At 72.1% G+C, this 26637-nt stretch carries 24 protein-coding genes and 1 pseudogene; 10 read left to right on the top strand and 15 right to left on the bottom strand.

Annotation, left to right across the window (positions count from 1 at the left end; genetic code table 11):
• Positions 1 to 90: 90 nt before the first annotated feature.
• The gene (locus ACOTKD_RS02515; RefSeq protein WP_424887151.1) at positions 91 to 3048 is read left to right on the top strand and encodes an AAA family ATPase; all 2958 of its coding nucleotides are present in this window, start codon (positions 91 to 93) and stop codon (positions 3046 to 3048) included.
• Positions 3049 to 3186: 138 nt separating this feature from the next.
• Positions 3187 to 4140, top strand: coding sequence for an alpha/beta fold hydrolase (locus ACOTKD_RS02510; RefSeq protein ID WP_424887150.1), 954 nt, complete (start codon positions 3187 to 3189; stop codon positions 4138 to 4140).
• A 51-nt stretch (positions 4141 to 4191) separates the two neighbouring features.
• Here the strand turns inward: ACOTKD_RS02510 and ACOTKD_RS02505 are convergent, their stop codons facing one another.
• The 3 genes from ACOTKD_RS02505 to ACOTKD_RS02495 all read right to left on the bottom strand — a co-directional run bounded on the left by ACOTKD_RS02505 (position 4192) and on the right by ACOTKD_RS02495 (position 5950).
• Positions 4192 to 4278, bottom strand: coding sequence for an ALF repeat-containing protein (locus tag ACOTKD_RS02505; RefSeq protein ID WP_424887372.1), 87 nt, complete (start codon positions 4276 to 4278; stop codon positions 4192 to 4194).
• Positions 4279 to 4415: 137 nt separating this feature from the next.
• On the bottom strand, positions 4416 to 5033 hold the full coding sequence (locus tag ACOTKD_RS02500; protein ID WP_424887149.1) for a TOPRIM nucleotidyl transferase/hydrolase domain-containing protein: 618 nt from the start codon (positions 5031 to 5033) through the stop codon (positions 4416 to 4418).
• A gap of 71 nt (positions 5034 to 5104) precedes the next feature.
• Complete coding sequence (locus tag ACOTKD_RS02495; RefSeq protein WP_424887148.1) at positions 5105 to 5950, bottom strand: SDR family NAD(P)-dependent oxidoreductase; 846 nt, start codon at positions 5948 to 5950, stop codon at positions 5105 to 5107.
• 101 nt (positions 5951 to 6051) lie between these two features.
• Here ACOTKD_RS02495 and ACOTKD_RS02490 point away from each other — a divergent pair, with 101 nt between their 5' ends.
• Complete coding sequence (locus tag ACOTKD_RS02490; RefSeq protein WP_424887147.1) at positions 6052 to 6519, top strand: MarR family winged helix-turn-helix transcriptional regulator; 468 nt, start codon at positions 6052 to 6054, stop codon at positions 6517 to 6519.
• A 75-nt stretch (positions 6520 to 6594) separates the two neighbouring features.
• Here the strand turns inward: ACOTKD_RS02490 and ACOTKD_RS02485 are convergent, their stop codons facing one another.
• Positions 6595 to 7077, bottom strand: a complete 483-nt coding sequence (locus tag ACOTKD_RS02485; protein WP_424887146.1) for a MarR family winged helix-turn-helix transcriptional regulator — start codon at positions 7075 to 7077, stop codon at positions 6595 to 6597.
• Positions 7078 to 7188: 111 nt separating this feature from the next.
• Here ACOTKD_RS02485 and ACOTKD_RS02480 point away from each other — a divergent pair.
• Positions 7189 to 7926, top strand: a pseudogene (locus ACOTKD_RS02480) (dienelactone hydrolase family protein); the annotation flags it as partial.
• Positions 7927 to 8310: 384 nt separating this feature from the next.
• Here the strand turns inward: ACOTKD_RS02480 and ACOTKD_RS02475 are convergent.
• Positions 8311 to 9111: an alpha/beta fold hydrolase gene (locus ACOTKD_RS02475; protein WP_424887145.1), complete on the bottom strand. Its 801-nt coding sequence runs from the start codon at positions 9109 to 9111 to the stop codon at positions 8311 to 8313.
• Between the two features lie 289 nt (positions 9112 to 9400).
• Between ACOTKD_RS02475 and ACOTKD_RS02470 the strand changes: the two genes are divergently transcribed.
• The gene (locus ACOTKD_RS02470) at positions 9401 to 10348 is read left to right on the top strand and encodes a GlxA family transcriptional regulator (RefSeq protein WP_424887144.1); all 948 of its coding nucleotides are present in this window, start codon (positions 9401 to 9403) and stop codon (positions 10346 to 10348) included.
• A 38-nt stretch (positions 10349 to 10386) separates the two neighbouring features.
• Here the strand turns inward: ACOTKD_RS02470 and ACOTKD_RS02465 are convergent, their stop codons facing one another.
• Positions 10387 to 10989: a hypothetical protein gene (locus ACOTKD_RS02465; RefSeq protein WP_424887143.1), complete on the bottom strand. Its 603-nt coding sequence runs from the start codon at positions 10987 to 10989 to the stop codon at positions 10387 to 10389.
• Positions 10990 to 11162: 173 nt separating this feature from the next.
• Here ACOTKD_RS02465 and ACOTKD_RS02460 point away from each other — a divergent pair, with 173 nt between their 5' ends.
• Together ACOTKD_RS02460 and ACOTKD_RS02455 are read left to right on the top strand one after the other, a co-directional pair.
• On the top strand, positions 11163 to 11975 hold the full coding sequence (locus ACOTKD_RS02460; RefSeq protein WP_424887142.1) for an alpha/beta fold hydrolase: 813 nt from the start codon (positions 11163 to 11165) through the stop codon (positions 11973 to 11975).
• 6 nt (positions 11976 to 11981) lie between these two features.
• Positions 11982 to 13292, top strand: a complete 1311-nt coding sequence (locus ACOTKD_RS02455) for a hypothetical protein (protein WP_424887141.1) — start codon at positions 11982 to 11984, stop codon at positions 13290 to 13292.
• A 30-nt stretch (positions 13293 to 13322) separates the two neighbouring features.
• Here the strand turns inward: ACOTKD_RS02455 and ACOTKD_RS02450 are convergent, their stop codons facing one another.
• A complete protein-coding gene (locus ACOTKD_RS02450; protein WP_424887140.1) occupies positions 13323 to 13745 on the bottom strand; it encodes a MerR family transcriptional regulator in 423 nt (140 codons plus the stop codon).
• A 55-nt stretch (positions 13746 to 13800) separates the two neighbouring features.
• On the opposite strand from ACOTKD_RS02450, the gene ACOTKD_RS02445 reads away from it, so the two are divergent.
• Positions 13801 to 14769 (top strand): SDR family NAD(P)-dependent oxidoreductase, encoded by a 969-nt coding sequence (locus ACOTKD_RS02445; RefSeq protein WP_424887139.1) that lies wholly within the window; start codon positions 13801 to 13803, stop codon positions 14767 to 14769.
• Between the two features lie 107 nt (positions 14770 to 14876).
• Here the strand turns inward: ACOTKD_RS02445 and ACOTKD_RS02440 are convergent, their stop codons facing one another.
• The 4 genes from ACOTKD_RS02440 to ACOTKD_RS02425 form a co-directional block, all read right to left on the bottom strand.
• Complete coding sequence (locus ACOTKD_RS02440; RefSeq protein ID WP_424887138.1) at positions 14877 to 15671, bottom strand: VOC family protein; 795 nt, start codon at positions 15669 to 15671, stop codon at positions 14877 to 14879.
• A gap of 229 nt (positions 15672 to 15900) precedes the next feature.
• Positions 15901 to 17085 carry a bifunctional class I SAM-dependent methyltransferase/NUDIX hydrolase gene (locus tag ACOTKD_RS02435; RefSeq protein ID WP_424887137.1) on the bottom strand — a complete coding sequence of 395 codons (1185 nt, stop codon included), beginning with the start codon at positions 17083 to 17085 and terminating at the stop codon, positions 15901 to 15903.
• Between the two features lie 28 nt (positions 17086 to 17113).
• Positions 17114 to 17368 (bottom strand): hypothetical protein, encoded by a 255-nt coding sequence (locus ACOTKD_RS02430; RefSeq protein WP_424887136.1) that lies wholly within the window; start codon positions 17366 to 17368, stop codon positions 17114 to 17116.
• Positions 17365 to 19422 (bottom strand): ABC transporter ATP-binding protein, encoded by a 2058-nt coding sequence (locus ACOTKD_RS02425; protein ID WP_424887135.1) that lies wholly within the window; start codon positions 19420 to 19422, stop codon positions 17365 to 17367. Before ACOTKD_RS02425 ends, ACOTKD_RS02430 begins: the two co-directional genes overlap by 4 nt.
• 625 nt (positions 19423 to 20047) lie before the next feature.
• Between ACOTKD_RS02425 and ACOTKD_RS02420 the strand changes: the two genes are divergently transcribed.
• A complete protein-coding gene (locus ACOTKD_RS02420; RefSeq protein WP_424887134.1) occupies positions 20048 to 22489 on the top strand; it encodes a glycoside hydrolase family 65 protein in 2442 nt (813 codons plus the stop codon).
• A gap of 71 nt (positions 22490 to 22560) precedes the next feature.
• Here ACOTKD_RS02420 and ACOTKD_RS02415 read toward each other — a convergent pair whose 3' ends face one another.
• The 3 genes from ACOTKD_RS02415 to ACOTKD_RS02405 form a co-directional block, all read right to left on the bottom strand.
• A complete protein-coding gene (locus ACOTKD_RS02415; protein ID WP_424887133.1) occupies positions 22561 to 23238 on the bottom strand; it encodes a pyridoxamine 5'-phosphate oxidase family protein in 678 nt (225 codons plus the stop codon).
• Positions 23239 to 23432: 194 nt separating this feature from the next.
• Positions 23433 to 24083, bottom strand: a complete 651-nt coding sequence (locus ACOTKD_RS02410; RefSeq protein WP_424887132.1) for a CBS domain-containing protein — start codon at positions 24081 to 24083, stop codon at positions 23433 to 23435.
• 31 nt (positions 24084 to 24114) lie between these two features.
• Positions 24115 to 24789, bottom strand: coding sequence for a CBS domain-containing protein (locus ACOTKD_RS02405; protein WP_424887371.1), 675 nt, complete (start codon positions 24787 to 24789; stop codon positions 24115 to 24117).
• Positions 24790 to 25180: 391 nt separating this feature from the next.
• Between ACOTKD_RS02405 and ACOTKD_RS02400 the strand changes: the two genes are divergently transcribed.
• Positions 25181 to 26206, top strand: a complete 1026-nt coding sequence (locus ACOTKD_RS02400; RefSeq protein ID WP_424887131.1) for a 2-hydroxyacid dehydrogenase — start codon at positions 25181 to 25183, stop codon at positions 26204 to 26206.
• Positions 26207 to 26254: 48 nt separating this feature from the next.
• Here ACOTKD_RS02400 and ACOTKD_RS02395 read toward each other — a convergent pair whose 3' ends face one another.
• Entirely contained in the window at positions 26255 to 26623 is a 369-nt protein-coding gene (locus ACOTKD_RS02395) for a hypothetical protein (protein ID WP_424887130.1), read from the bottom strand.
• Positions 26624 to 26637: the final 14 nt, after the last annotated feature.

The raw sequence follows: 26637 nt of genomic DNA, 5'->3' as shown, positions 1-26637 counted from the left end.
GGCCGACGGCCGGCTTGATCGGAACGAGTACAGTCACTCTGTCGGAGGGCGGGCAGCGGGCCACGCCCCGGCGGTGACGGGGGAACGGGGATGACGGTCGGCCGGATATCCGGACGTGAGGACGAACTCGGCGTGCTGGCGCGGTTCCTGGAGGACGTACGCTCCGGCGCCGGCCGCTCGCTGGTGGTGCGCGGTGAGCCGGGCGCCGGAAAGTCCACGCTCCTGCGGCACGCTGCCGAGCAGGCGGCCCCCGCGCGCGTCCTGACGGCGACCGGCGCCGAACCGGAGTCGGGGATGGCCTTCGCCGCCCTGCACCAGCTGCTGCGGCCGGTCGCCGGCCTGGCCGACGTGCTGCCCGGTGCCCAGCGGGACGCGGTCCGCGCCGCGCTGGGGCTGGCCGAACCGACGGCGGCCCAGGACGGGTTCCTCGTCTCGGCGGGTGTTCTGTCCCTCTTGGCGGAGGCGGCGTGCACCAGTGGCCTGGTGTGCGTCGTCGACGACTTCCAGTGGGTGGACCGGGCCTCCGCCGACGCCCTGCTCTTCGCCGCCCGCCGCTTCGGCAGCGGCGACGGCGTGGGGCTGCTGATCGGCACCCGCGACGGCATCCGTGACGGCACCCGCGACGGCGCCGGGGCCGGTCGGGCGCTCGGCGCGCTGCCCTCGCTGGAGCTGGGCGGACTGGACGCCGCGGGCGCGCGGGACGTGCTCGCGGAGCGCGCCGCCGCCGACCCGGCACCCGGGGTCGTCGAGATCGTCACCGCCGCCACCGGCGGCAATCCCCTCGCCCTGCGCGAGACCGCCGGCCTGCTGACCCCCGATCAGCTGGCGGGCCGGGCGCCGCTGCCCGATCCGCTGCCGGTGGGGGAGGGGGTCGCCGGCGTCTACGGCGACCGGATCGCGCGACTGCCCGAGGACACCCGGCTCGTCCTGCTCGCTGCCGCGCTGGAAGGGCAGGGCGACGCCCGGCTGATCCGCGCCGCCGCCGAGCGGCTGGGCGCGGACCCCGGCGCGCTGGACGCGGCCGAGGCCGCCGGCATCGTGGAGATCCGGCCGCCCCACGTCCGCTTCCGGCATCCGCTGATCCGCGCCGCCGCACACGCGGGCGCGGCCCCGGCGGCGCGCCGCGCGGTCCACCGCCGGCTCGCCGGCCTCCTGGCCGAGGACGGCGACCACGACCGCGCGGCCCGGCACCGTGCCGAGGCCGCGACCGGCCCCGACGAGGAGGTCGCGGCCGAGCTCGCCGCCGCGGGCGAACGCGCCGGGGCACGGGGCGGCTACGCCGACGCCGCGGGCCTCCTCGCCCGGGCCGCAGCCCTGACCCCCGACCCGGCGGTCCGCGCCCGCCGGCTGACCGACACGGCCACCGCCGCGTGGCTCGGCGGCCGCCCGGGCCGGGCCCACTCGGCCCTCGCCGCGGCCCGCGACCTCGCCCGCGAGCCCCTGCTGCGCGCCGAGATCGCCCGGCTCGACGCCAGGTTCGAACTGTCCTCGGGCAACGCCGCCGAGGCCCTGCGGACGCTGCTCTCGGCCGCGGAGACAGCCGCGGTGGCCGGGGCCGCCGGCCCGGAGGAGCGCGCCCGCGCGACCCGGCGGACCGTGCTCGCCCTGTTCGCCGACGCCGCCGAGGCCGCCTCCGTCGTCGGCGACACCGGGGCCGCGGTGCGCATCGGCCGCCGGGCGGCCACGGTGACGGCCCCGCCGGGGGTGCCGGAGGACGCCGGCGACGCGTTCCTGCGCGACGTCCTGACCGGCATGGGCGCGCTGTACGACGGCGATGCCGACCACGGCACGCACCTGCTGCGCAGGGCCTTGGCCGCTCTCCCGGACGAGGACGCCATCGCCTGCGAGGGCACCGCGGCCTACGAGCACACCGCCGACCACGAGGGCCCGGCTCACGACGGCCCCGGTCCCGCCGGCTCCACCCGCCCGGCCCCTGCCGGCCCCGGCTCCGCCGTCGAGAGTCCCGCCGCACGGTTGCTGTGGGCGGCGGCCGCCGCCAGTCTGCTCGGGGAGAGCGACGCCGCCGCCCGGTACGGCGCTCACGCCGGCCGTGTCGCCCGCGTCTCCGGCATGGTGGGCACGCTGCCCGTCGTCCTGGAGTACGCCGCCACGGCCGAGCGCATGAACAGCGGCTTCGCGCTCAGCGCCGCGTTGTCCGAGGAGGGACTGGCCCTCGCCCGGGAGACCGGCCTCGGCAACTCCATGGCCGCCCACCTCGCCAACCTCGCCGTCTGCGCCGCCGTGCTCGGCCAGGAGGACGAGTGCCGGGCCCGCGCCCAGGAGGCGCTGGCCATCGCCATCCCGCACCGCCTGGGCCTGCGCGCCGGCGTGGCGTCGTACGCGCTCGGGCTGCTGGACCTCGGCCTCGGCCGCTTCGACCGGGCCCACGAACGGCTCACCGCCCTCGCGTCCGCCGGGCCCGGCGCGGGGCACCACATGGTGGTGTGGGGATCGGCCGCGGACCGGGTGGAGGCGGCCGTCGCCGCCGGGGACCGCGCGGCGGCCGGCGCCGCGGCGGAGTTCCTCGGGCAGTGGTCCGCCGAGGCGGCCTCGCCCCGCGCGCGGGCGCTGGTGGCCCGCTGCCGGGCCCTGGTCGCCGACGACGCCGAGGCGCCCGGACTGCTCAGGAAGGCGCTCGGACTCCTCGCCGCCGACAGCGACCAGGACGCCACCGCGTACGACAGGGCCCGCACGGAGCTGCTCCTGGGCGAGCGGTTGCGCCGGGACCGCCGCGTCGGCGAGGCACGGCCCCATCTGCGCAACGCGGCGGACGCGTTCCACCGCATGGGCGCGCTGCCGTGGGAGCGCCGCGCGCGGGGGGAGCTGCGCGCGGCCGGGGAGACGGCGGCCCCGGACGGTCCCGGGGCCCTCGACGGGCTCACCGCGCAGGAACTGCGCATTGCCCGGCTCGTCGCCGAGGGAGTGAGCAACCGGGACGTCGCGGCCCGTCTTTTCCTCAGCCCGCGCACCGTTGAGTACCACCTGTACAAGGTCTATCCGAAGCTCGGCATCAGCTCGCGGACGGAGCTGGCCCGCCTCCTGCGGTAGCGCGGGTGGGGACCCAGTGGGGCCCCAGTGGCAGGGCCAGTGGTCCTACGGATGGCACCAGTGGCACCGCCGGGCAGAGTTGTCCTCGTCCGCGGCACGAGCGGACGGAAAACGAACGGACCGGAGAACGGGGACGGTATGTCGGCAATGCCGAAGGCGTGGGAGACGGCAGTGACGGGGCGCATGGTCGAGGCCAACGGCGTCGAGCTGTGGACGGAGGAGTTCGGCGACCCCGCGCACCCGCCGGTGCTGCTCATCGCCGGCTCGACGGCCCAGGGTCTGCTGTGGCCCGACGAGTTCGTGGGGCGGATCGCGGCGGCCGGGTACCGGGTCGTGCGCTACGACCACCGGGACGTGGGCCGTTCGACCGCCCGCGACTTCGAGGAGCACCCGTACACCTGGGCCGATCTGAAGGACGACGCTCTCGGGCTGATGGACGCCCTGGGGCTCGCCCCGGCCCACGTCGTGGGCCACTCGGCGGGCGGGCTGATCGCGCAGTGGATCGCGGCCGACCACCCGGGCCGCGTCGCCGGCCTCACGGTGATCGGGTCTTCCCCGCTGGGCGCCCGCGAGGGGCAGGTGCTCATGCGGGCCCTGATGGGCGAACCGCAGCCGGAGGGCGCCCTGCCCGAGCCGGAGCCGGAGTTCGTCGCCTTCTTCCGGAACGCGGCCGCAGGCCCGCCGCCCGCCACCCGGGCCGAGGCCGTCGACTTCCAGGTCGCGGTGGCGCGAGTCCTCCACGGCCGGGAGGGCGCGGCCGACTTCGACGAGGACGCCCAGCGCCGCCTGGAGGAGCGGCTCCACGACCGCATGCGCGACCCCCGGACCGCGGCCAACCACCGCCTCGCCGGGATGGCCGACCTGGAGTTCGAGCCCGTGGGCGCCCTGGACCGGGTGACCGCCCCCACGCTCGTCGTCGAAGGGACCGCCGAGCCGGTCAAGCCCGGCCACGGCCGGATCATCGCGCAGGAGATCGCCGGGGCCCGGCTGCTGATGGTCCCGGGAATGGGCCACAACCTCACGCCGAACGCGGCGAGGACGGTCGCGGACGCGCTCGTCGCGCACCTGGCGGCTGCGCCGAGCGGCAGGTGAGGGTGGGGCCGGTGGGCCCGTCCCTTCGTATGCTCCGGGCCGGTGGACGGGTCAGCGGACCCGGTACTGGCCGACCCCGAGGAACTGACGCACGGCTGCGGGGCCGCCGTAGAGGGCCTTGCCGGCGGCCTCCTTCACCGGGCGGCCGGGGTTTCTTGCCCAGGATGACCAGGAGGACCAGGATGGCGAAGCGGTCGCCCTCCTCCTGCGCCGCGTACCGGGTCCCACGGACTGCCCGGAGTGGCTGTGGCGGTGACCGCGCCCACGCGTGTCGCTCAGAGGCTCGTGAGGAGATCGTCGAGCGGGGCCGGTACCCGTCCGGGGTCGAGGGCCTCGACGAGGAGACGGCCGTAGCGGATCTTGCGGCCCTTCTTCGTGCCGAGGAAGCGCCGCAACTGCTGCTGCCGGGGACGGCCGTGCTGCGCGGGCTGGCGCAGGAAGGTCTGCCAGGCGCGGAGGTCGTCTTCGGCCTGGACGATCCCCTCGACCCTTGCTGTGCCCAGCGCGCGGATGAGCTCCTCCTCCAAGTCCCTCACGCATACGAAGAAGCCTCCGTGCGGTGCCCCCGCCCGCTTCAGCCCGCGGTCGTAGAAACGCTGCTCGCCCTCGTCGCACAGTCCTGCCAGGCGCAGGCCGAGGCCGGGCGGGCCGAGGAGGCCGGCGTAGCGGCCCACGCTCATCGCTCCGCCCATCGGCAGGACGCACACTCCCTCGGCGGCGAGGTCCCGGCCACGCCGCGCGGCCAGCGCCTCGACGGCCGCGAGGTCACTCGGCCCTTCCAGCAGCACGGCTGTCCGTACCCCCGCTCGGACAGCAAGTTCACTCGCCGCCTCGCCGGGGCCGCCGTTCGCCCAGTTCCTCACCGCGTCCTGGAATGCCAGCATGTCCGCCATGGTGCGAGTCTGCACGTCCGCGGACGGCACGGCACGGAATATTCCTCTGCCCCGCCGTCGTACGCCTCGCGTCAGCGCACCCAGCTTCCGGTGACCGCCTGTACTCCCGCCCCGTCCACGTCGCTGAGCTTGGTGGCCACGAAGGCGCGTGCCCGGTCGGAGGTCTGCGCGCGCAGGGGCGGGTGCTCAGCGGTGAGGGCGTCGATGACGGACGCCGCCGCTTCGGCGGGGGACTGCGCGCTCGCGAACGACTTCCTGGTGCGGTCGATGTAGGCCTGCAGCGCGGGGGCGTACGGACCGGCGGCACCGACCAGGGCAGGGATGTCGAGCTGCTGGCGGGCGACGAACTCGCTGGCCACGGCGCCGGGTTCGATGAGGGTGACATGGACGCCGACGGTGGCCGCGACCGGGGCGAGGGACTCCATGAAGCCTTCGACGGCGAACTTCGCGGCGCAGTAGGCCTCGTTGAAGGGCTGGCCGACCACGCCGCCGACGCTGGTGACGGTGATGAGGCGGCCCCGGGTGGCGCGCAGGTGGGGGAGGGCCGCACGGGTGACCTCGACCACACCGAAGTAGTTGACCTCCATCGACGCCCGTACCGGGTCCATGCCGTCCTGCTCGATGGTGCCCACGAATCCGGCGCCCGCGTTGTTGATCACGGCGTCGAGGCGGCCGTGCTCGGCGACCACCTCGTCCAGGCAGGCGGCAACCGAGGCGGGGTCGGTGACGTCCAGGGCCTTGACCTGGATGAGGTCGGCGACGCCCGCTTCGGCGGCGGCCTGGAGCAGGGCGTCGGCGCGGGCGGTGTTCCGCATGGTGGCGATGGTCCGCCGGCCGGCCCGGGCCGCCGCCACGGCGGTGGCGAGGCCGATGCCGGAGGAGGTGCCGGTGATCACAACGGTGTTCGGGGTGCTCATGGGGGCCTCGCATTTCCGGGTGGGTGACCCGTCGATGATTAGGTGTGTGTACACACAATACGAGTGTGTGTGCGTACACGCAAAGCGGTAGGCTCGTGGGCATGGCCCGTACGCGCACCGATCTGACCCTGGGGGAGCTCTCCGCCCGCGATCACGCCTTCTACGGCTTGGTGTGGGCCGGCAACACCCTCAGCGCCCGTGTCGACCAGGCGCTGACCCGGACGCACGGCATGCCGCTGTCGTGGTTCGAAGTGATGCTCTGGCTGCACGGCCAGGACGGTCCGGTGGCCGCTTCCGACCTGGGCGCCAAGACGCTGCTCAGCCGCAGCCAGGTCTCCCGCGTCGTCGACGCGCTGCAGGATCGCGGCCTGGTGGTCCGCGTGCCGTCGCCGACCGACGCCCGCTCGGTGTGCATCGTCCTCACCGATGCCGGGCGCAGTGCGTTCTCCGAGGCCGACGAGACCCGCAGGGCCGCCTTGGCGGAAGCGTTCGATGACCGGCTCGACGATGCGGACATCGACGCTCTGGAGCGGGTGTGGGCGAAGCTCAAGGCGCCTCGCGAGGGGTGAGCGGGGCGTACGGGCGGTGACGCTTCTCCGCGAGGGCTGTTTCCCGGTTCGCGGACGAGTGCCGACCGGCGCGGCTCAGGGGGTCCGGGTGTGGTGGTCCAGCAAGCGGGTGAGCAACTGCACGAACTGGTCGCGTTCGGCCGGACTCAGCGGCGCGAGCAGTTCGTCGTGGAGGTCGTCCAGGACCTTGTCGAGGCGGCGTAGGTGACGGCGGCCCCGGGTGGAGATCGTGATGATGTTGCGGCGCCGGTCGCCGGGATCCGGTGCCCGCTCGACGAGGTCGCGCTCGGCCAGTTCGTTGAGCACTCCGACCATGTCGCTGCGGTGGATGCCGGAGCGCTCGCTCAGCTCCGCCTGGCTTCCCGGCCCGTACTCCTGCAGTGAGGCGAGCACGGCGTAGTGCCACTTGCGGGCGTCGGCCCGGGCCAGTCCTTCGCTGATCAGCCGGTCGGACCGCGTGGACAGCTGCGACAGCAGCCGGCTCGCCCGTCGGCGCAGTCTGCCGGGCGTCTTGGGCGCGCTGTCGTCGGGTGTGACCGCGGCTTCGGCTCTGTGCATGGCGCCGATCCAATCCATTGCGTTAGTCCGACTAACGATATACGTTCACTCGTGCCGACACCGTTAGTGCGACTAACGTCAGTTGGCGAACTTCAGGAAGGAAGATCCGCCATTCCCACCAAGACACTGCAGATCCCCACCGCGGACGGCCGGGCCGACGCCTTCGCCGCCTTCCCCGACCACGGCGAGCGGCACCCAGGGGTGCTGATGTACGCGGACGCCTTCGGCATCCGGCCCGTGGTGCGGGAGATGGCCCGCGAACTGGCCGGGCACGGGTACTACGTACTCGTCCCCAACTTCTTCTACCGGCACGGCCCGGCACCGGTGATCGACCTTCCCCGGCACATCGGAGAAGAGGCCCGGACCGAGGTCATCGCCCAGGTGATGCCCTTGATCGAGGCGCACACCGCCGAACGCATCCTGAGCGATGCCGACGCCTACCTCAGGTTCCTCAGCGCTCAGCCCGAGGTCAGCGCCGGACCGGTCGCGGTGACCGGCTACTGCATAGGCGGCCTCCTGGCGATGCGCACCGCCGCGGCCCACCCCGGCCAGGTGGCCGCCGTCGCCGGATTCCACGGCCCCGTGGGCGCCGACGGCCCCGACGACCTGCACCGCTTCCTCTCCCGGATCACCGCCCGGGTCCACCTCGGCCACGCCGAGACCGATATGACGCAGGAAGCCCTCGGCGAGCTCAACCAGGCCCTGGACGCCGCGGGTGTCGACTACACCTCCGAGATCTACCCCGGCACCGTCCACGGCTTCACCATGTCCGACACCGATGCCTTCGACCCCGCCGCACTGCAGCTTCACTGGGACCGCCTGCTCGCCCGCCGCGGCCGCACCTGGGCTGGACGTCGCGCCGGCACCGCGGCCGCGGGGCCGGCTCACCCCTCGACCGGCCGTAGTGCTTCGAGCGCACTGCCCATTGGGCGCCGGTCAGACCAAGGCGGGCGCCGGCCGGCGTCGTCGGCATCCGAGACCTCGGACTGATGGTCCTCGCCGACCGGGACTTGGACGAGCGACGGCCGTCCGCCGGGCTCGGCCCGCACGCGGAGTACGACGCCGGGATCCGGGGGAGGTGCGGGTGCCCGCCGGCCATGCGCGAGGAGGCCGGGGACGGCGTCGTCCGCGCGGACGGCGATCGCCCGGCGCGAAGCCGGGATCGTCTGACGTCCGGCACGTCGAGCGGCGGCCGATCGCCCCCAGGAGAGCCGCGCGACTGGAGACCTGTGCCTACAACCGGGCGACGAACGCGCTGATATGTGCGGCCACTTGATCGGGCACCTCAAGGGGCGAGAGGTGGCCGGTGTCCTTCAGGACGGCCAGTGAGGCGGTCGGGATCAGTGGCAGCAGATGGTCGGCGAGCACGGTCGGCGGGTCGACCTTGTCGTGGCTTCCTGCGAGCACCAGCACCGGGACCTCGATGGCTCCGACGCCGGCCGACACGTCCTGGACCAGGCCCTCGCGCGGCCACGCGAGACGGGCCCGGTCGTCGCCGCGCAGACTGTCCTCGACCACCTGCCGGCGCAGCTCGGGCGTCAGCCCGTCGTGGGTCAGCATCAGGTCGATGCTCCGGAGAACCGCCTCCTCGTTGTCGTAGGCGTGGGAAACCGTCTCCTGCACCTGCTCGGTGACCCCGATCGGCGCGGGCGGCGCGGGCGCCACGAGGACGACTCCTGCCAGGCCCCCGGGTTTGCGTGCGGCCAGCATCTGAGCCACCTTGCCGCCCATGGAGTGCCCGACGAGCACATGGCGGGAGCACCCCAGCGCGTTGATGACCCGCTGCGCGTCGTCCGCGAGCTGCTCCAGGTCGTGAGGTCCCGGCACGCTTGTGGAGTCGCCCCATCCGCGCTGGTCGTAGGCGACGAAGCCCTGCGCGGGGTCCAGACGCCGCAGTACCGGATCCCAGGTGCGCCGTGAGCCTCCCCAGTAGTGCAGGAAGACCAGTGCCGGGCCGGCACCCTCGCGGACGTGGGCGTACACCTGGCCGCCCTGTACGTCGAAGTGACGGCCTATCACATTCTCTGAAGTCATTCTCGGTTCCTCGTTCACGGCCGGGGCTCTTCAGCCGTTTCCACCGGTGTGTGGAGCTGGTCGCCCCGCGCTCGACAGTCGATTCTTCTCCGGAACCGGACTCCAAGGACACGGCTCATCTGCCGGCATGCGCATTTTTTGGGCCAAGGTGGTACGGACGAGCCATCGCTCTCCGGCCGCTGGAACCACGTGCCGTGCAGGAATCCGCCGGGGGAGGCCTTTGGACCCGGTGGCCGGGGTCGCCCACCGACCCTCCTGTGAAATGGGCTCCGGCCATAACATTGCGGCCATGTACAAGCACCGCGTCGCGGTTCTGGCGGTGGACGGCGTGCTGCCCATCGATCTGGGCATCCCCACGCAGATCTTCAACACCCGTCCGAACACCCCCTACGAGCTGACCGTGTGCGGCGACACCGAGGAGGCCGTGACCACCAGCGCCGGCTTCACCCTCGGGCTGACCGCGGGACTCGAAGCGCTCGCCGAAGCGGACACGATCATCGTCCCGGGCTTCGAGGACTACCGGCGCCCCCCGCACCCACGGGTGAGAGCCGCCCTCGAGCTCGCCGGCCGCGCCGGGATCCGCATCGCTTCCATCTGCACCGGCGCCTTCGCCGTCGCCGCGGCCGGGCTGCTCGACGACCGCACCGTCACCACCCATTGGGCCAGCGCGGACGACCTCGAAGAGCTCTACCCCCGGCTGCGCGTCGACCGGAACGTCCTCTACATCGACAACGACACCATCCTGACGTCCGCGGGTGTCACGGCCGGCATCGACCTGTGTCTGCACCTGGTCCGCAAAGACCTCGGCGCAGCCGTCGCGAACGACATCGCCAGGGAAATCGTCGCCGCCCCGCACCGTGACGGCGGACAGGCCCAATACATCACGAGGAGCCTTCCCGCTCCCCGGGCCACCACGCTCGCCGGCACCCGTGAATGGGCCCTGCGCGGCCTCGGAGAAGACCTCACCATCCCCGAGCTCGCCGGCCATGCCGGCGTCTCCCCTCGCACCCTGACCCGCCTATGGCGCCAGGAAACCGGCGTCAGCCCCCACCAATGGCTCTTGACCGCCCGCATCAACCGTGCGCGCGAACTCCTGGAGACCACGGACCTCCAGGTGGAACAGATCGCCACCCGGTGCGGCCTCGGCAGCGGCGCCAATATGCGCGCCCGGTTCCGTGACGCCGTCGGCGTCCCGCCCACCGCGTACCGCCGTGCCTTCCAGCACCAGGCCCCCTGACGGGACCGGTTGTTTGCCGCCTGCGACCACCGGTGGACCTAGAAGATCGTCAGCGTCGTCACCCCCGTGACGCCGGTGAGACCGCCGGCGAGGCACTGCACGGCGCTCGGCTGGGGCAAAGGGATGATCTGGAGCAGGCTGCGGCCCTGGAAGCGGCCGCGGGTGACGGTGCCGGTGACCGGCGTGACCACCTGGCCCACCACAGCCGTGCTGCTGCCGCTGATGTCAGCGGTGCTGGAGTCGCCGGTGTGACGAGGACGGGAATGACCGGTGTTCCAGGTGTAGGTCCGGCGGGACCGGAACCCTTCCAGGAGGTTGTTGCAGCCCATGACCAGCGTGAACTCCTCGTGGTAGCCGCCGCTCCGCACCGCGCCGTCACCGCCGGCGCAGGAGGCGAAGTGCCCGTCGATCGTGAAGTGGATGGGGCGGGCCTGGAGGGTGACTCCCGGCTCGTAGCCGACGGACTCGGTGCCCTCGCACTGCAGCAGTCCGGGGTCGTGGGGGCGGGCGGACGCCGGAGCCGGCGCAGTGACGCCGAACAGCACAGCGGCCGCCAGGGCGGCCGCCCGCAGCCGCTTCCCACCGGCCGCCACCGCGGCTCTCTTCGCGCCCTTCGCACTGAGCAACATGGGGCTGTCCATGCCCCAGTCGTACGGTCCGCAGTCAGGCGCGCCGGAGCGACGAGGGGTGCCAGGTGCCGTGCCCCCGCGTGCGCCCCCGGGCCGCGCACCTACCCGTGCGGGCCGTGCCCCGCGTAGTCTCGTGCCGCCCCCTCGCATTCCCCAGGGCCCGCGCCGGAGGGCACCGGAGGAAAATGGACACGGTGGAGAGCGGCACGCTGGCCGTGCCGGGCGCCGAGCTGTATTTCGAAGTGCGCGGCAGGGGGCCGCTGCTGCTGCTCATCCCGGGCGGCGCCTCCGACGCCGAGGTCTTTCGAGACCTGGCCGACGAGCTCGCATCCCGCCACCGCGTCGTCACCTACGACCCGCGCGGCATCTCCCGCAGCCTCCTCGGCGGACCGCCGCCGCAACCGTGGCTCGACACCCAGGCCGAGGACGCCGTTCGTCTGCTCGACAGCCTCGCCCGGCCCGGTGAGCCGGTGCGGGTGTTCGGTAGCTGCGCGGGCGCCCTGACCGCGCTGGAGCTCCTGGTCCGCGACGCGTGCGGGATCCGGCTGGCCGTCGCCCATGAGCCGCCCGCGATGGGGCTGTTGCCGGACGCGCCCCGGCACGCTGCCTTCTTCGAGGAGGTGTATGCGACGTTCCGCCGGGAAGGCGTCCCGGCAGCCCTGGACAAGCTCAGCGCCCTCTTCAGCGGCAGGCCCGCCCCGCCGCTCCCCGAAGCAGCGGACAACAGCGAGTTCTTCCTCTCCCACGTGATGCTGCCCTCCAGCCGCTGCGTGCCCGATGTCACCGCGCTCGCGGCCGTGGCGGACCGGATCGTCCTGGCCGGCGGTCAAGCATCGCGCACCCATGACGTGCACCGGCCGGCAGCCGTTCTCGCGCAGCGGCTCGGCCGGGAACTGACGGCGTTCCCCGGTGGACACGCCGGCTACGCCACACACCCCGCTCCCTTCGCCACGCACCTCGCGGCAGTCCTGACCGGCGCACAGCCCGTACCCGGCTGACCCGCCATGCGCACCCGCACCCTGATGGGCGCCCAGAACTGCGGCTTCGGCCCGGCCTCCGTGCTCGTCGCCGTCTCCAGGCTGCTCTCCGGACACGAGCGGGTGTTCGTAGGCGACGGGATCGCGGCGGAGTTCGCCCGCCGCAACGCCGCCGCCTTCGACGGCGTCCACGAGCTCACCGATCCGTACGGGAACGGAGCCGCGCTCCTCGACCGGCTGCTGGCGAACAGCGACCAGGTCGTTTCCGTCATGGACGCCGACCTCGTCCTGCGCTCCGTCGTGGCGCGCCGCCCGGTGGTCCTGGTGGACTGCTTGTTCGGCTTCTGGCAGCACCACCGCCACTCCCTGGCGCGGATCCGCGACCTGTGCGCGACCGTCCCCCGTGCCTCTTTCGCGGCGGCACGCGGCCACCTGGCCGGCCTCTCACCGCATGAACGCGTCCTCGCCGCCCATGTGCTGGCCGACCACAGCGTGGTCCAGAACTTTCCCGGCATCTCGCGGCGCATGGCCGAGTTCACCGAGGCCGGTGCGGAGGGCGTGATGCATCTGACCGGTCCGCTCGTCGACCTGGGAGGCCTGAAGAACGCGAGGGAAGGCGAACCGGCAACCGGTGGAGCGGTATCCGGTGGAGCGGTAACCGGCGGGCCGGCAACGGGCGGAGGGGACTACGACCTGCTGATCAACACCGGCGGCTTCAAGAACTTCCTCCTGGACTTCGAGGCCAACAACGACTACCTCCGGCTCATCGACCGCTGGATCCCGGACCTCCTCACCGACTGGCCCCGCTTCACCCGCGTCCTGGTCTGCGGCGGCCCGTACGCCGGATGCCGCGGAGGCGCTCACCGGTCGTCCGGACGGTGGATCGACCGCCGGTTCCTGCCCCAGCGCGAGCTGCTGCCGCAGGTGGCGAGAACGCCGCACTCCCTCATCGCCCCCGGCCTGTCGGCGCTGAACGAGGCCACGCTCCTGGACCGTCTGCCCTTGGGACTCCACGAACAGCACTACGCGCACACGTTCACCATCCGGAACCTCGCGGACACCCTCTTCGGGCGCCAGGCCGCCCGGTTCGCGGACGTCCTGCCCGGCCTCGTGCTGCCCGAGGACGACTACGCGGGCACCGAGGCCCTGGCGAGCACCGCCGGCCGGATCCTCAAGGACGACGACCTGTACGCGCGGTTCCGCAGGACGCTCAATGAACGCATCGAGCAGTACCTCTTCCTCACTCCGGAACAACGGCGCGGGGGAGTGGCGGAGCTGCGCCGCGTCCTCGACGGCCCTCCCGCCCCTTCGGTGATCGCCTCGATTCTCACCGTCTGATCCCACCGTCTGAGGCTGCGTCAGGCCCTCTCAGGCCGTCGGGTCCCAGAGCCCGCCGGCCTCGCCGCGGGCGAGGTGTTCGGCGTAGACGCTGACCTTCCAGGTGATGACGGAACGGCACTCCTCCAGCGCCTGGATCTGTGCGTCGACGCGCTGCCGGTGGGCGTCGAGGAGCCGGAGACGTTCCGCCTCGTTGCCCGGACCGTGCCGCACCAGCTCGGCGAACTGCTTGAGGTCGGCCAGGGGCATGCCGGATTCACGCAGCTTGACGCAGATCCGAAGCCACTCGACGTCGAACGCGGTGTACCGCCGTCGGCCGCCGGAGGTGCGCTGGACGGGACCGACCAGGAGGCCCCGGCGCTCATAGAAGCGCAAGGCATGCACGCTCAGTCCGGTCCGCTCGGCCACGTCGCCGATGCTCAGTGGCTCCGCAGGGGCCTCGGTGGTCGTCATGGCGGCCAGTCTAGGACTTGATCTAGACCTCGCTCCAGATCGTAACGTCATCGGCATGACCAGCACTGATCAGCAGCCGCTCGGCTCGCCCTTCTCCGCCGCCGGCACCGCCGAGGACGTCATGGCCGGCCTCGACCTCTCCGGCACGAGCGCCGTCGTGACCGGCGGCTACTCCGGACTCGGCCTGGAAACCACCCGGACGCTGGCGGCCGCCGGAGCACGGGTCATCGTTCCGGCACGCCGGCCCGACATCGCACGTGCCGCGCTCGCAGGCGTGGAAGGCTGCGACGTCATCCCCATGGATCTGACAGACCTCGCAAGCGTCCGCGCTGCCGCCGTACGGATCAGCGACTCCCTCAACAGGCTCGACCTGCTCATGGCCGTCGCCGGTGTCATGGCCACCCCGGAGCGGCGTGTGGGACCCGGCTGGGAGGGACAGCTCGCCGCCAACCACTTCGGACACTTCACTCTCGCCTGTGAGCTCTACCCTCTCCTGGCCGCCGCCGGCGGTGCGCGCGTCGTCGTCAACAGCTCCGCCGGACACACCCTGACCGGCATCCGCTGGCACGACCCCCACTTCCGCACCGGCTACGACAGGTGGCTGGCCTACGGCCAGGCCAAGACCGCCAACGCCCTCTTCGCCGTGCAGCTCGACGCCCTCGGACGCGCCGACGGCGTCCGGGCGTTCGCTCTCCACCCTGGCAAGATCATCACAGGCCTTCAGCGGGAGATGACGCTCCAGGAACAGATCGACCGCGGATGGGTGGACGCACACGGCAAGGTGATCGGCGCCGGCTTCAAGACGCCTTCCCAGGGCGCCGCCACCGGCCTGTGGGCGGCCACGTCCCCACTCCTCCACGATCGCGGAGGCCTCTACCTCGAAGACTGCGACGTCGCACGCGTCTCCGCCCCCGGCACTCCCATGGACGACGGTGGCGTCCGCGAATACGCCATCGACTCCGACGCGGCCGCACGGCTCTGGGAACTGTCCATCACCGCGACCGGTGCCACCCCGATCACCTGAGAGGTCCGCAATGACACGCGCTGCGCCACGTGACATTGCGGCACTCGACACGCTACGAGAAGCCTCCGCTCGGGGATCCCGTAACGTGCGTCAGGGTGACGGAGGGGTCAGTCGCCCGGTCCGGCGCTCTTGATGATGGCGAAGAGGGCGCCGGCGGGGTCGAGGAACATGGCGATCCGGCCGATCCCCTCCACGTCCATGGCCGGGATGAGGAGGATGGCTCCGTGCGCCGTGGCCCTGGCGAGCGTGACGTCGCAATCGCTCACTTCGAAGTACGGGTGCCACTCCGGCGTGGATCCGGCGTCGAGGTTCGCCCGGGGCAGTTGCATCAGACCGCCGTGGGTGGCTTCCTCGCCGGCGCCGGACGGCCGCAGGAGCGTGTACGTCAGATCCGGGCTCATCTGCACGTCGTTGGTCTGCCAGGAGAAGACGGAGTCGTAGAACGCCTTCGCTGCTGCGGCGTCGGTGGTGTAGAGCTCCACCCGGGACAGACTGCCGGGGACGGCGACGACCTCCATGCCGCCGGTGTCACGAGGTTGCCAGACGGCGAAGTCCGCGCCGGTGGGGTCGGTGAAGGCCGCCATCCGCCCGTGGGTGAACACATCCGCCGGGGCCACGCGGACCGTGCCGCCGGCCTGCTCCACGGCCTTGGCCGCGGCATCGGCGTCCGGGGTGTGGAAGTACACCGTCCAGGACGGGCTCGCGCCCTCTTCGGTCAGCGGGCCGAGGCCCGCGACGGTCCTGCCGTCCTGCTGGAAGAAGCCGTACCCACCCGCCTCCGGTCCGGCGGACCGGTACTCCCAGCCCAGGACGGCGGAGTAGAAGGCGGCGCTCGCATCGATGTCAGGGCTTCCCAGATCCAGCCAATTGGGAGCGCCGGGGACGTACGTGGTCGTCAGCATGGTGTGGCCCTTCGTCGTGGATTTCGAACGCGGGTTTGGTTGCTTCGGGTTGCTGCTTACGCTTCGCGCCGGCTCAGCCGGACCGTACGGTGCTGCCTGCCTCCCACACGGGTGGAGAAGGCATCAGCTGTCGCAGTGAGATCCTCCCAGCAGCTTCCGCTCCATCGCGAGCTTGCCACTCCATGGCGGCCCGAGCCTCAAGCGGTCCGAGCCTCAAGCGGCCCGAGCATCAGCGCTGCCGGCCCAGGCCGATCCGGCGGGCGGGTGGGTGATCAATGGGCAGCTCGGGTCGCCACGTGCGCAGGGCCTGTGCGGACGGGACGAAGAGCGGGTCCGGCAAGGCTTCGGTGTCCGCCCACACCCACCTGCGCACAAGTTCCGGCTCGGCCGCCACGGGATCCCCGCTGCAGGAGGAGACGAGGGCGACAGCGGTCAGCCGGTTCGTGCCCCCGGCCTCGTCCAAGAGGAGGCCCAGCACCTGTACGTCACCGGGATCGGCCCGCAGCGTCGTCTCCTCCTGCAGCTCGCGGACGGCCGCCTCCTCAATGGACTCGCCTGCGTCGATCTTGCCGCCGGGACACTCCCACACTCCGGAACGGTGGTGGCCGAGCAGCACGCGGCCTGCGGCGTCGGTGACGATGACCCCCACCCCGAACGCCGCGTTGGTGAGGGGAGGCCGTGTGCTGCGCGGGCGGCTGGTGACCCTGCGAGGGGAGGCCTCGAGGCGGCGGCGGTGGGCCGTGATGAGCGTGCAGGCGGCCGGGTCCGTCGCCTCCGGCGCGGTGAGGACGGCGATGTCCTCTACGAGGAACCCCGCCTCGACCAGCAGGTCCTCCCACAGCGACGGGCTGAGGACCCACATCCGTACCGTCAGCTCGTCGCCGCCCTTCAGGGGAAGGATCTCGTCGCGGGCGGCGACCTCGTCCATCGGCCCGACACCGCCCGGGTTGGTGTGGAGCACGGAGAAGACGAGCTTGCCGCCCTCTCGGACACGGCGTGCCAGGGCGGGGAGGAGCTGATGCGGATCGATGTAGGAGAGACCGTGGACGGAGTACGCCGCGTCGTAGACCGGCGCGGGTGCGTTGCGGAGGTATTCCACGGCGTTGCCGTGGACGAGTCGCAGCCGGGGTGTGGAACCGTAGCGGTCGACGGCGCGCTGATGCTGGGTGGCTGAGGCTTCCACGGCGTGGACCTCGGCCCGGCGCGTGCGGGCGAGACGGGCGGGGTAGCGGCCGGTCCCGGAGCCGATGTCGAGGATGCGCTGTCCGGTGATCTCACCCAGCAACTCGTCTCCGGGGCCCGTGCCCCAGAAGCCCCAATCGAGGCGGTCCGGTTCGGGGACTACGGTGCCCCGGTCCAGGTGGTGGCGGCCGTAGCGCGTCCATGCGTGTTCATTCACCGAAGCGTTGTCCATGGGGTTCCCCTTTCCCGGGGTCGGCTGTTCAGGGGCGCAGGGCGTGTGCGGGGCGTGCGCAGGGGGCTACGGGAGGGCGGGTGCCGTAGGTGATCCACCGGCCGGTGGCGAGCATGCGGCCCTGCATGCCGGGCTCGCACACGGCCTGGCGGATGCTGCGCCGGGTGGACCCCTGCGCGGTGGCGCAGGCGAGCCGCACGAAAAGCCCGGCCGCGATGGCGGCCCGGCCCGTACGGCCGTGCCGCCACAGGCTGCTGCCGGATCCCGCCGGGGCGCCGCTCACCGGGTGTCGTTCCTTTCCGCCGCGTCGGCCGACCGCCGCGGCCCTGGCAGGGGCCCGTCCAGGGTGGCGTCCTGGTACTGGGCGCGCTGCATCTCGTACAGCTCGCGGAAGACGCCCGCAGCCGACTGGTGCAGGAGTTCGTCGAAGGAGCCCGACTCGCGCAGCTCGCCGTCTTCGAGGACGTGGATGAGATCGGCGTGGCGGACGGAGGCGAGGCGGTGAGTGATGAGAACGACGGTCCGCCCGTTGTCGGCGAGCTTGCGGATCTGGTCGAAGACTTCCAGTTCGGCCTTCGCGTCGAGGGCGGAGGTGGGTTCGTCGACGATGAGGATCCGGGCGTCGCGGTAGCGGGCGCGAGCGATGCCCAGCTTCTGCCATTGACCGCCCGAGAGCTGCCGGCCGCCCTTGTAGCCCTTGGTCAGCAGGGTGTCCCAGCCCCGGGGGAGCTCGGCGACGACCTTGTCGGCTCCCGCGTAGGCGGCGGCGCCTTCCAGGGCTTGCTCGTCCAGTGGCTGCTCCGGCCGGCCGATGGCGATGTTCATGCGGCAGGTGAACGGCCATCGGTGGAAGTCCTGGCTGACGATGGCGATCTCGTCCCACAGGCGGGCGCGGTCCAGATGGCGGGCGTCGGTGCCGTTCCAGCGGATCACGCCGTCGTCCGGGTGGTAGAGGCCGGCCAGCAGTTTGGAGACGGTGGTCTTGCCGGAGCCGTTCTCGCCGACCAGCGCCACGATCTTGCCGATGGGAATGTCGAGAGTGACGTCTTTCAGCGCGGGCCGGTTCGCCGCGGGAGAGGTCTCCGATTCGCCGTCGGTGCCGTCGGTGTCGTCCGTGTCTTTGTCTTCGGGGTAATGAAAGGTGACGTTCTCGAAGCGGATCAGTGCGAGGGGACCGGGTACGGGCGCGCCCCCGACGGGGATCGCTCGCCCGGCCGCCTCCTGGAAGAGGCGCTCCAGGTCGCCTACGTAGCACGCCTGCTCGTAGAGGTTGTTGACCTGGAGGATCAGGGTGGACAGGCTCTGCCCGCCGGTGCGGATGGCCAGTACCGCGGTGCCGGCGACCGACAGCGCCATCAGGCCCGTGGCCAGCAGGGTGCCCAGGGCGGTGTAGGTGAGCGCGGCGGCGACGCCGGTCAGGGCAGAGGCGGTCAGGCGGATACGGGCGCTGCTGGTGGCCAGGCGGGACTGCTCGGACTCGTACGCCTCCGACATGCTCCGGAAGTGGCGGAGCAGGAACGGGCCGACACCGTGTACCCGGATCTCCGGGGCGGGGCCGGTCTGCATCAGTGACTGGCTCAGCAGACGCCCGGCCCGGGAGTGCTGCATCCACTGCTGGTAACTGGCGTACCGGGACCGCGAGTTCCGCAGGGATGCCCAGGAGCGGGGGAGGGTCATCAGCACCAGGAGGGGCAGGAGCACGGGGTGCAGGACGGTGAGGACCCCCGCGGCGGCCACGAACGACACGAGGGAGCCGACGACTCCGGTGCAGGAGCTGACCATGCGGCGGGCCTCACCGGCGCCGATCTTGGCGCTGTCCATCAACCGGTTGAAGTCGGCGTCCTCGACTGCCGACAGCTCGACCTTCACCACGTGGGTCAGGTACATCTCCGTGGCAACGCGCTCGACCTTCGGCTCCAGCCGCCCGGTGCCCGACGTCGATGCCGCTGTCGCGAGGGCGCCGGTGATGCCGGTGAGGGCGACACCGATCATGGCGGGGATCGCCGCCTGCACGCGGTGCTCGATGCTGCCGGTGGCCAGCACGACGGCCAGGACCGAGTTGACGGCGACCAGGCCGACGGCCTGGCTGATCCCACGGCTCAGCTCCCCGGCACCGACGGTCCACATGGCGTGCCGGTCGGCGCGCCATGCCAGTCGCACGGTGAACGCCACCAGGCGGGGCAGTTGAAGGGCCATCGCCCACAGCGACATCCGGAAGTAGGCGTCCCGGTGGTCGGCCCACCGTGCGTTGTACAGGAGGGGGCCGCCGAAGAGCAGATTCTCCGATGCCGAGCCCCTCTCCGGCTTGGGGACGGCTTTGACGCGTTCGGCCTTCATGCCTTGCCTCCGGTGATGTCGGTACTGCTTGCGGTGCCGGTTCGCGGGGCGGCGTGGTGCAAGGGCCGAGGGCGGGATTCGAACGGCAAGGGCGCCTCCGTAGTGATCAAGCGACGTTCGTTGCGGTGATGCACTGCGTCTCCTCCTTGACGAGCAGGGTCGGACGGGTGCTCGGAAAAACGACCTCCGATCGGGGTCGTTACGGCCTCAGGAGGACGCCATGTCGTACGGAAATTCGTATGCGCGTCAACCGGCCCGCCATCGCTGGGCGGGCGGGCCGGGGGACGGTGTGCGAATCACTCAGGCGTGGTCGCTCACCCGATCCGGTACTTGCGTTGCTGCCGGAAACGGCGGGGCCGACGGCCGCTGCCCGGCTGCCTCCGGGCAGACGGGGGTTACGGCTTTGCAGGTGAGCGGGTGACGCTCAGCAGGACTGCGCTCCGGACCGCGCCGGCGCTCAGGTGGCCGTTCCGCCCGGTCGGATTCAGGCTGGAGAGGACGAGTCACGCAGTGGGCCCGCAGTGGATCTCGGTCGCACGGGCTGGACCGCGCCGCGCGAGCAGGCGGACCGCGGCCCGTTTCCACGTCCGGCCCCTTGCGGACGGAACGGGAAGCGAGGCCGGCCATGGGGGAGTGGACCTGGGAGTACGAGGGTTACGACCCCGCCACGGAGCGCTTGCGCGAGACGCTCCACACCCTCGGCAACGGCTACTTCGCCACGCGGGGAGCGGCGCCCGAATGCCGGGGAGGACTGGTCCACTGCCCGGGAACCTACGTGGCCGGTTGCTACGACCGGCTGGTCTCGTCAGTGGCGGGCCGGCAGGTCGAGAACGAGGACCTGGTCAACCTCCCGAACTGGCTGCTCCTGCGCTTCCGGCCGGTGTCTCCCGACGGCTCGCCCGGCCCGTGGTTCACGGCGGACACGTGCGAGGTCACGGACCACCGGCAGGTGCTCGATCTCCGGCGGGGCACGCTGACCCGGACCCTCCGGTACCGGGCTGCCGACGGCCGGGTACTGCGAGTCGAGCAGTGCAGGCTGGTCCACATGGGCGACCCGCACATCGGCGCCCTGCGTACGGTGTTCGTGGCCGAAGGATGGGACGGGCGGATCGAGGTGGAGTCCGGGCTCGACGGGAACGTCGCCAACGCCAACGTGCACCGGTACCGTGCGCTGGGCCGCCGTCACCTCGCCGGCGTGCACGCCGGCACGGCGGAGCCGGACACGGTGTGGCTCCGCTGCCGCACCAGGACATCGGAGACCGGCATCGGCATGGCCCAGCGAACCGACGCCACCGGGCCGCCGGTGTCGGCCTCGCTGACCGCGGCGGGGCATCTGGCCGTCCACCGCTTCGAGCTCGCCGTGTCCGACGGGCAGCCCGCCACGGTGGTCAAGACCGTGGCGCTGCACACATCCCGTGACAGGGCGATCAGTGAACCGCTCGCCGCCGCCGTCGAACGTGTCGCACGTGCACCGGACTTCGCCACGCTCCTCCGCACGCATGCCGTCGCCTGGGAACAGCTGTGGCGGCGAGCGGAGCTCGAAGTGCCGGGCGAGGCGGGCCGCGTGCTGCGCCTGCACCTCTTCCACGTCCTCCAGACGCTTTCGCCGCACACCGCCGACCTCGACGTGGGCGTGCCGGCGCGCGGCTTGCACGGAGAGGCGTACCGGGGGCACGTCTTCTGGGACGAGTTGTTCGTCCTGCCGTACCTCGACCTGCACTTCCCGGAGGTGTCCCGAGCGCTGCTGAACTACCGCCACCGGCGGCTTCCGCAAGCCCGGTGGGCGGCGCGGCAGGAGGGCAGGACGGGAGCGATGTATCCGTGGCAGAGCGGCAGCGACGGCCGTGAGGAGAGCCAGAGACTGCACCTGAACCCGAGCTCCGGCCGCTGGCTTCCCGACCACAGCCGACTCCAGCGCCACGTCGGATCCGCGATCGCGTACAACGTGTGGCAGTACTGCCAGGCCACCGGTGACACGCGGTACCTGTACACCAAGGGTGCGGACATGCTGCTGGAGATCGCCCGTTTCTGGGCGAGCAGCGCGGTTCTCGATCCCGCGAGCGGGCGGTACCGCATCCGGGGAGTCGTCGGCCCCGACGAGTACCACGACGCCTACCCCGACACCGGCCGGCCCGGGACCGACGGCCGGCCCGGAATGGTCACCCGGCCCGGGATCGACGACAACGCGTACACCAACGTCACGGCTGCTTGGGTCCTCACCCGTGCCCTGGAACTGGCCAGGAGCCTGCCGGTCCGGCGGCGGCAGGAGCTCGTCGAGCGCGGTGGACTCGACATCGGCGAGCTCCCGCTGTGGGAGGAGATCTCCCGGCGCCTCACCGTGCCCCTTCACGGGGACGTCATCAGCCAGTTCGACGGCTACGGAGAGCTGGCCGAGCTCGACTGGGACCGGTACCGGGAACGTTACGGCGACATCCGGCGGCTGGACCGCATCCTCGAAGCCGAGGGTGATGTGGTGAACCGGTACCAGGTGTCGAAGCAGGCGGACGTGCTGATGCTCGGCTACCTCTTCGCGCCGGCTGAGCTCGCCTCGCTGTTCGAGCGTCTCGGCTACCGGCTCACCGACGAGCTGTGGCGGAGGACGGCCGACTACTACTTGCGGCGCACCAGCCACGGCTCCACCCTCAGCGAGGTCGTCCACGGCTGGGTTCTCGCCCGCGCTCGTCGCGCCGACGCCTGGCGGTACTGCCGCGAAGCCCTCGAAAGCGACGTCGCGGACCTCCAGGGCGGCACCACTCCCGAAGGCATCCACCTCGGTGCGATGGCCGGCACCCTCGACCTCGTCCAGCGCGGCCTGACCGGGCTGGAGACCCGCGAGGACGCCCTCTGGCTGGACCCGGTGGAGCTGCCGGAACTCTCCGAGTTCGGCTTCACCCTCCGCTACCGGGGCCACTGGGGCATCGGAGTGCGGGTACGCGGCGACCAGCTGACGGTCGGCGTGCCGGATTCGGAGGAATCGGCGGTACGGATCGTCCTGCCCGATCGCTCGCTCACCGTGTCGCCGGGCGAGACGACCTCGGTGAGACTGCCCGGGCGGCGCAACGGCTGAGGCTCGGCAGAACGGCTGAGGCTTGGCAGGACGACTGAGGCTCGGTAAAACGGCTGAGCTCCGCCAGGCGCTCACCTGGTGTGAATCGTGCGCCCAGTGACCTGACCGGGGCGGACACGAATCCACAGGTCGCGCCTTCCCCCGGCCCAGGGTTCCGCTCCGGGGCGGGTGGCGAGGGCCTCGACGGTGCCGGGGTCGGTGATGTGCTCGGCCGCGCCGGTGATGAGGACGCTCCAGCCGCGGCTGACCTGCGCGTCGATGTGATCGGCCTCGAACGCGAGCTGCTCCCCGTCGGCCGCGGCCGCCGCACCTCCCGCCTCGGTGCGATAGACGATGGTGCGGCCGTCGACCAGGAAGTTCACGGGGAGGACGACGGGGGCGGGCCCTGAGGTCAGGCCGACCCTGCCGATGCCGTGGGTACCGAGCCGCTGCCAGCAGTCGTCCTCGGAGAGGTGGGCCAGCAGGGGGCTGGCGCCGGCGGGCTGCTGGCCGGGTGCCGCTTCGCGCGGGCCTCCGACGAGTTCCTCGTAGGGCATTTCCAGGGCGGCGGCGAGACGCATGAGGGCAGCGGGGTCGAAATCGCCGCTGAAGGTCTCGAGCTGGCCCAGATAGGGCACGGACATGCCCGCGCGCTGCGCCACTTCCTCACGGGTCAGCCCCAGCTGCTCGCGGCGTACGGCACAGCGGGTCGCCACCGTGTCCTCGTGCGGACTCACGGAATCCGTGTCCGAGCCCGAGTCCGTGTCCATGTCCGCGTCACCGGGTCGCGGCCCGCCGTCGTGCATCGTTCCAGCCTCCACGTGGGCGCCGGGTGCGGCGTGCTGCCGCCGCCGGTCTCCGGATCGTGAGCTGTCCTTCTCCCAGGGGATCAGAACGCGGGAGCTCGTGCCAGCGCTGCGCCGCCGACCGGGATCCCGAACGGTGGTCCGGTACCGGTCCGCGTTCAGCCTGCCGGGCCGTCCAGGCGGAGGTCGACGTTGACGACGCCTTCCACGGCCCGCACCAGGCGGGCCACGAGCGGGATCATCGTCTCGTCGGGCAGGTGGCCCGAGAGGGTGACCACACCCTCGTCCACCTGGACGTCGACGGTGGGGTGCCCGTGGGGGAAGAGGCGGGCGACGACCTCGTCGCGGACCTCCTGGGCGATGTCCTCGTCGCCGCGGAGGTAGACCTTGAGCAGGTCGGCGCGGCTGACGATGCCGGCGAGCATGCCCTCGGCGTCGACGACGGGCAGGCGCTTGACGCCCTTGCGGGCCATGATGCGCGCGGCTTCGGCGACGGTGGCGTCCGCGTGCACGGTGATCGCGGGGGTGCTCATCAGATCCCCCGCGGTCCTCGCGGCGGCCTTCGCCAAGTCGCCGAGCTGCTCAGGACGGGCGAGGTCCGCCGGCTCGCGGTCCTTGTACTCCTCCTTCGACAGGAGGTCGGCCTCGGAGACGACACCGATGACACGCCCCTCGCCCGCGAGGACGGGCACGGCACTGACCTTCCACTCCGCGAGCGTCTTGGCGATTTCCTTGTAGGGGGCGTCACGGCTGACCGCCACGACGGTCCGCGTCATCACATCACTGACGGTGCGCTGCGTGTCATGCATTCCGGCTCCTCGCGAGTGTGCCCACGCGCGGTCATGAGGCGGGGAAGCCGCCTCCGGTGTCGTCCGTCGCGTAGGTCAGGCGCTGGTGGACGGAGACGACACCGTCGACCGAGCGGCACAGGCGCTCGATGAGCGGGATCGTGCTCCGCGCCTCGACGGAGCCCGTGAGGGTGACCTGCCCTTCGGACACCTCGGCCCGCACGGCCGAGGGCGGCAGGCCCATGGTCCGTTCCAGCAGGTCGTGCTGGATCTCGGAGCGGATGGCGTCGTCCTCGCGGAGGAAGACCCGCAGGACATCGGCCCGGCTGACGATCCCGACGAGCTTGTCGGTCTCGTCGACCACCGGCAGGCGCTTGACGTTCTGTGCCGCCATCAGCCGGGCGGTCTCCACGACGTTCCACTCCGGCCGGGCACACACCGGGGGAGCGGACATGATCTCCTCGGCCCGGGCTCCCTCCGCCTTGGCCCGCTCCCACGCCTCCGGACTGGGCACGGGGACGCGGCCGAAGGGGTCGGGCTGGTCGGCGGACTTGCGCATCAGGTCGGCCTCGGAGACCACACCGACCACTCTGCCACTGGGGTCGACGACCGGTACGGCCGTGACGTCGTTCTCGGCGAGCTCCCGGACGATCTCCTTGAACGGTGTGTCCGGGCGCACCCGCACCACGTTGCGGGTCATGAGCTCGTCGACCGTGCGGTGCTGCAGCATGACGTTCGGGTCCCTTCCGCAAGATCCCAGGTATTCCCGTTTATGTCAGCTGTACGGGACGAGCGCCACCGGACACCGGCGCCTCGCTCCCGGGCGGCGCCGCGGACGGGAGGGCCCATCCGCTTCTCGCGGATCCCGATTGCGCGGTGCACGGCCGCGAGCCGCTTCCCCGCGTCTCTTGCGGGTCCTCCCGCCACTTCCATCACACCACGCCCGGGGACGCCCCGCCAGGCCTGTGACCAGCCACTTCGGGGACCGTACGCGGGGCGCGTTCCTTGTCGGCCGCCCGGGGCACGGTCGTGCCACGCCGATGGACGGTCCGGCTGAGGAAACCATCCGGAATGCCGGGATCATGTGGCAGGGGGACGGCTGACGGGAGCGCGGGATCATGGTGGGAGTCGTCGCGTACGGGGTGACCGCCGACGAGCGGCCTCTGCTGGAACGGGCACTGGGCGAGGCGTACGACCTGCGATGTCTGGACCTGGTCCTCAACCGCGACACGGCCGCGACGGCAGCGGGCCGCCGGGTGGTGTGCAGCAGCGTCAACGACGTGCTGGACGAGGAGGTGCTGCGGATTCTCGCCGACGGCGGCACCGAACTGGTCACCCAGCGCGCCACTGGTTACAACAACATCGATCTGACGGCGGCGCGGGCGCTGGGCCTGTCGGTGGCCCGGGTGTCGTGGTACTCGCCGTACTCGGTGGCGGAGTTCGCCTGGGCGCTGGCCCTGTCGGTCAACCGCGGGATCCCGCGGGCGGTGACCCGCACCCGGGACTTCGACTTCCGGCTGGACGGGCTGATGGGCCGGGACTTCCACGGGCGCACCGCCGGCGTCCTGGGCACCGGCAAGATCGGCACGGCGTTCGCCCGCATCGCCGCCGGCTTCGGCATGCGGCTTCTGGGGTACGACGTCGAGCCGAGTGAGGCGTGCCGCGCACTGGGCATGGAGTACGTCGGACGAGACCGGTTGTTCGCGGAGTCCGACCTGCTGAGCCTGCACGCGCCGCTGGTGCCCGGGACCTACCACGTGGTGGACGCGGCGGCGCTGGCGCTGATGAAGGACGACGCCATCTTGATCAACACGAGCAGGGGAGGGCTCGTCGACGCCCACGCGCTGGTCGAGGCCCTGCTCGCCGGGCGACTCCTGGGCGTGGGGCTGGACGTGTACGAGGAGGAGGCCGGCGTCTTCTTCTTCGACAAGTCCCTGGAAGTGATGGCGGACGACACCCTGGCCCGGCTGATGACCTTCAGCAATGTCCTGGTCACTTCCCACCAGGGCTACTTCAGCCATGACGCGGTCGCACAGATCGTCGAGACCACCGCCCGGAACATCGCCGACCACCTGGCCGGCCGGACCGGCGACAACACGCTCGTGCCGCCTGGTGCCGGCGAGGGAGGGGAGCCCGCGCAGTAGCGGCGGCGTCCTCCGGCCAGCTCGCTGATCCGAAAGAGCGGAAATGTCCTAGGAGAGCCTTCGTTCCGGCCTCCGGAGCGTCTCGACGAGTGCCGCGATGCTGTGGTCGCGGTGGCCTTCGGTGATGGCCCGTTCGAGCAGTGCGTGCATCGGCAGGTGCCACGGGACGTCGATGTCGGCCTCGCGGTCGAGTCCGAGTTCGTTGGCGACCGCCTGGTGGAAGATCCCGACTGTCGCGCGCGGCCGGGTGTAGTCGCCGCTGTCGATCTCATCGGCGAGGGCCGGCAGTTCGGAAGCGATCATCTCCAGCCACTTGATGGTGTACCGCACCAATGTGCCGGCCTTCAGGCCGCGTGCGGTGACCAGCGCGGCTCCCTGGAAGAAGCCGGGGAGGGCGGGCAGCAGGAGCCCGCCCACGGCCTGCCGGTCCG

This window comes from Streptomyces sp. XH2 (assembly GCF_049725035.1).
Classification (GTDB): Bacteria; Actinomycetota; Actinomycetes; order Streptomycetales; family Streptomycetaceae; genus Streptomyces; species Streptomyces roseoverticillatus.
This window is presented reverse-complemented; position numbering and strand designations above follow the sequence as displayed.

Coding starts and splice junctions, on each gene's coding strand:
- ACOTKD_RS02515 (WP_424887151.1), top strand. CDS start 91: ATGACGGTCGGCCGGATATCCGGACGTGAGGACGAACTCGGCGTGCTG.
- ACOTKD_RS02510 (WP_424887150.1), top strand. CDS start 3,187: ATGTCGGCAATGCCGAAGGCGTGGGAGACGGCAGTGACGGGGCGCATG.
- ACOTKD_RS02500 (WP_424887149.1), bottom strand. CDS start 5,033: ATGGCGGACATGCTGGCATTCCAGGACGCGGTGAGGAACTGGGCGAAC.
- ACOTKD_RS02495 (WP_424887148.1), bottom strand. CDS start 5,950: ATGAGCACCCCGAACACCGTTGTGATCACCGGCACCTCCTCCGGCATC.
- ACOTKD_RS02490 (WP_424887147.1), top strand. CDS start 6,052: ATGGCCCGTACGCGCACCGATCTGACCCTGGGGGAGCTCTCCGCCCGC.
- ACOTKD_RS02485 (WP_424887146.1), bottom strand. CDS start 7,077: ATGCACAGAGCCGAAGCCGCGGTCACACCCGACGACAGCGCGCCCAAG.
- ACOTKD_RS02475 (WP_424887145.1), bottom strand. CDS start 9,111: ATGACTTCAGAGAATGTGATAGGCCGTCACTTCGACGTACAGGGCGGC.
- ACOTKD_RS02470 (WP_424887144.1), top strand. CDS start 9,401: ATGTACAAGCACCGCGTCGCGGTTCTGGCGGTGGACGGCGTGCTGCCC.
- ACOTKD_RS02465 (WP_424887143.1), bottom strand. CDS start 10,989: ATGGACAGCCCCATGTTGCTCAGTGCGAAGGGCGCGAAGAGAGCCGCG.
- ACOTKD_RS02460 (WP_424887142.1), top strand. CDS start 11,163: ATGGACACGGTGGAGAGCGGCACGCTGGCCGTGCCGGGCGCCGAGCTG.
- ACOTKD_RS02455 (WP_424887141.1), top strand. CDS start 11,982: ATGCGCACCCGCACCCTGATGGGCGCCCAGAACTGCGGCTTCGGCCCG.
- ACOTKD_RS02450 (WP_424887140.1), bottom strand. CDS start 13,745: ATGACGACCACCGAGGCCCCTGCGGAGCCACTGAGCATCGGCGACGTG.
- ACOTKD_RS02445 (WP_424887139.1), top strand. CDS start 13,801: ATGACCAGCACTGATCAGCAGCCGCTCGGCTCGCCCTTCTCCGCCGCC.
- ACOTKD_RS02440 (WP_424887138.1), bottom strand. CDS start 15,671: ATGCTGACGACCACGTACGTCCCCGGCGCTCCCAATTGGCTGGATCTG.
- ACOTKD_RS02435 (WP_424887137.1), bottom strand. CDS start 17,085: ATGGACAACGCTTCGGTGAATGAACACGCATGGACGCGCTACGGCCGC.
- ACOTKD_RS02425 (WP_424887135.1), bottom strand. CDS start 19,422: ATGAAGGCCGAACGCGTCAAAGCCGTCCCCAAGCCGGAGAGGGGCTCG.
- ACOTKD_RS02420 (WP_424887134.1), top strand. CDS start 20,048: ATGGGGGAGTGGACCTGGGAGTACGAGGGTTACGACCCCGCCACGGAG.
- ACOTKD_RS02415 (WP_424887133.1), bottom strand. CDS start 23,238: ATGGACACGGACTCGGGCTCGGACACGGATTCCGTGAGTCCGCACGAG.
- ACOTKD_RS02410 (WP_424887132.1), bottom strand. CDS start 24,083: ATGCATGACACGCAGCGCACCGTCAGTGATGTGATGACGCGGACCGTC.
- ACOTKD_RS02400 (WP_424887131.1), top strand. CDS start 25,181: ATGGTGGGAGTCGTCGCGTACGGGGTGACCGCCGACGAGCGGCCTCTG.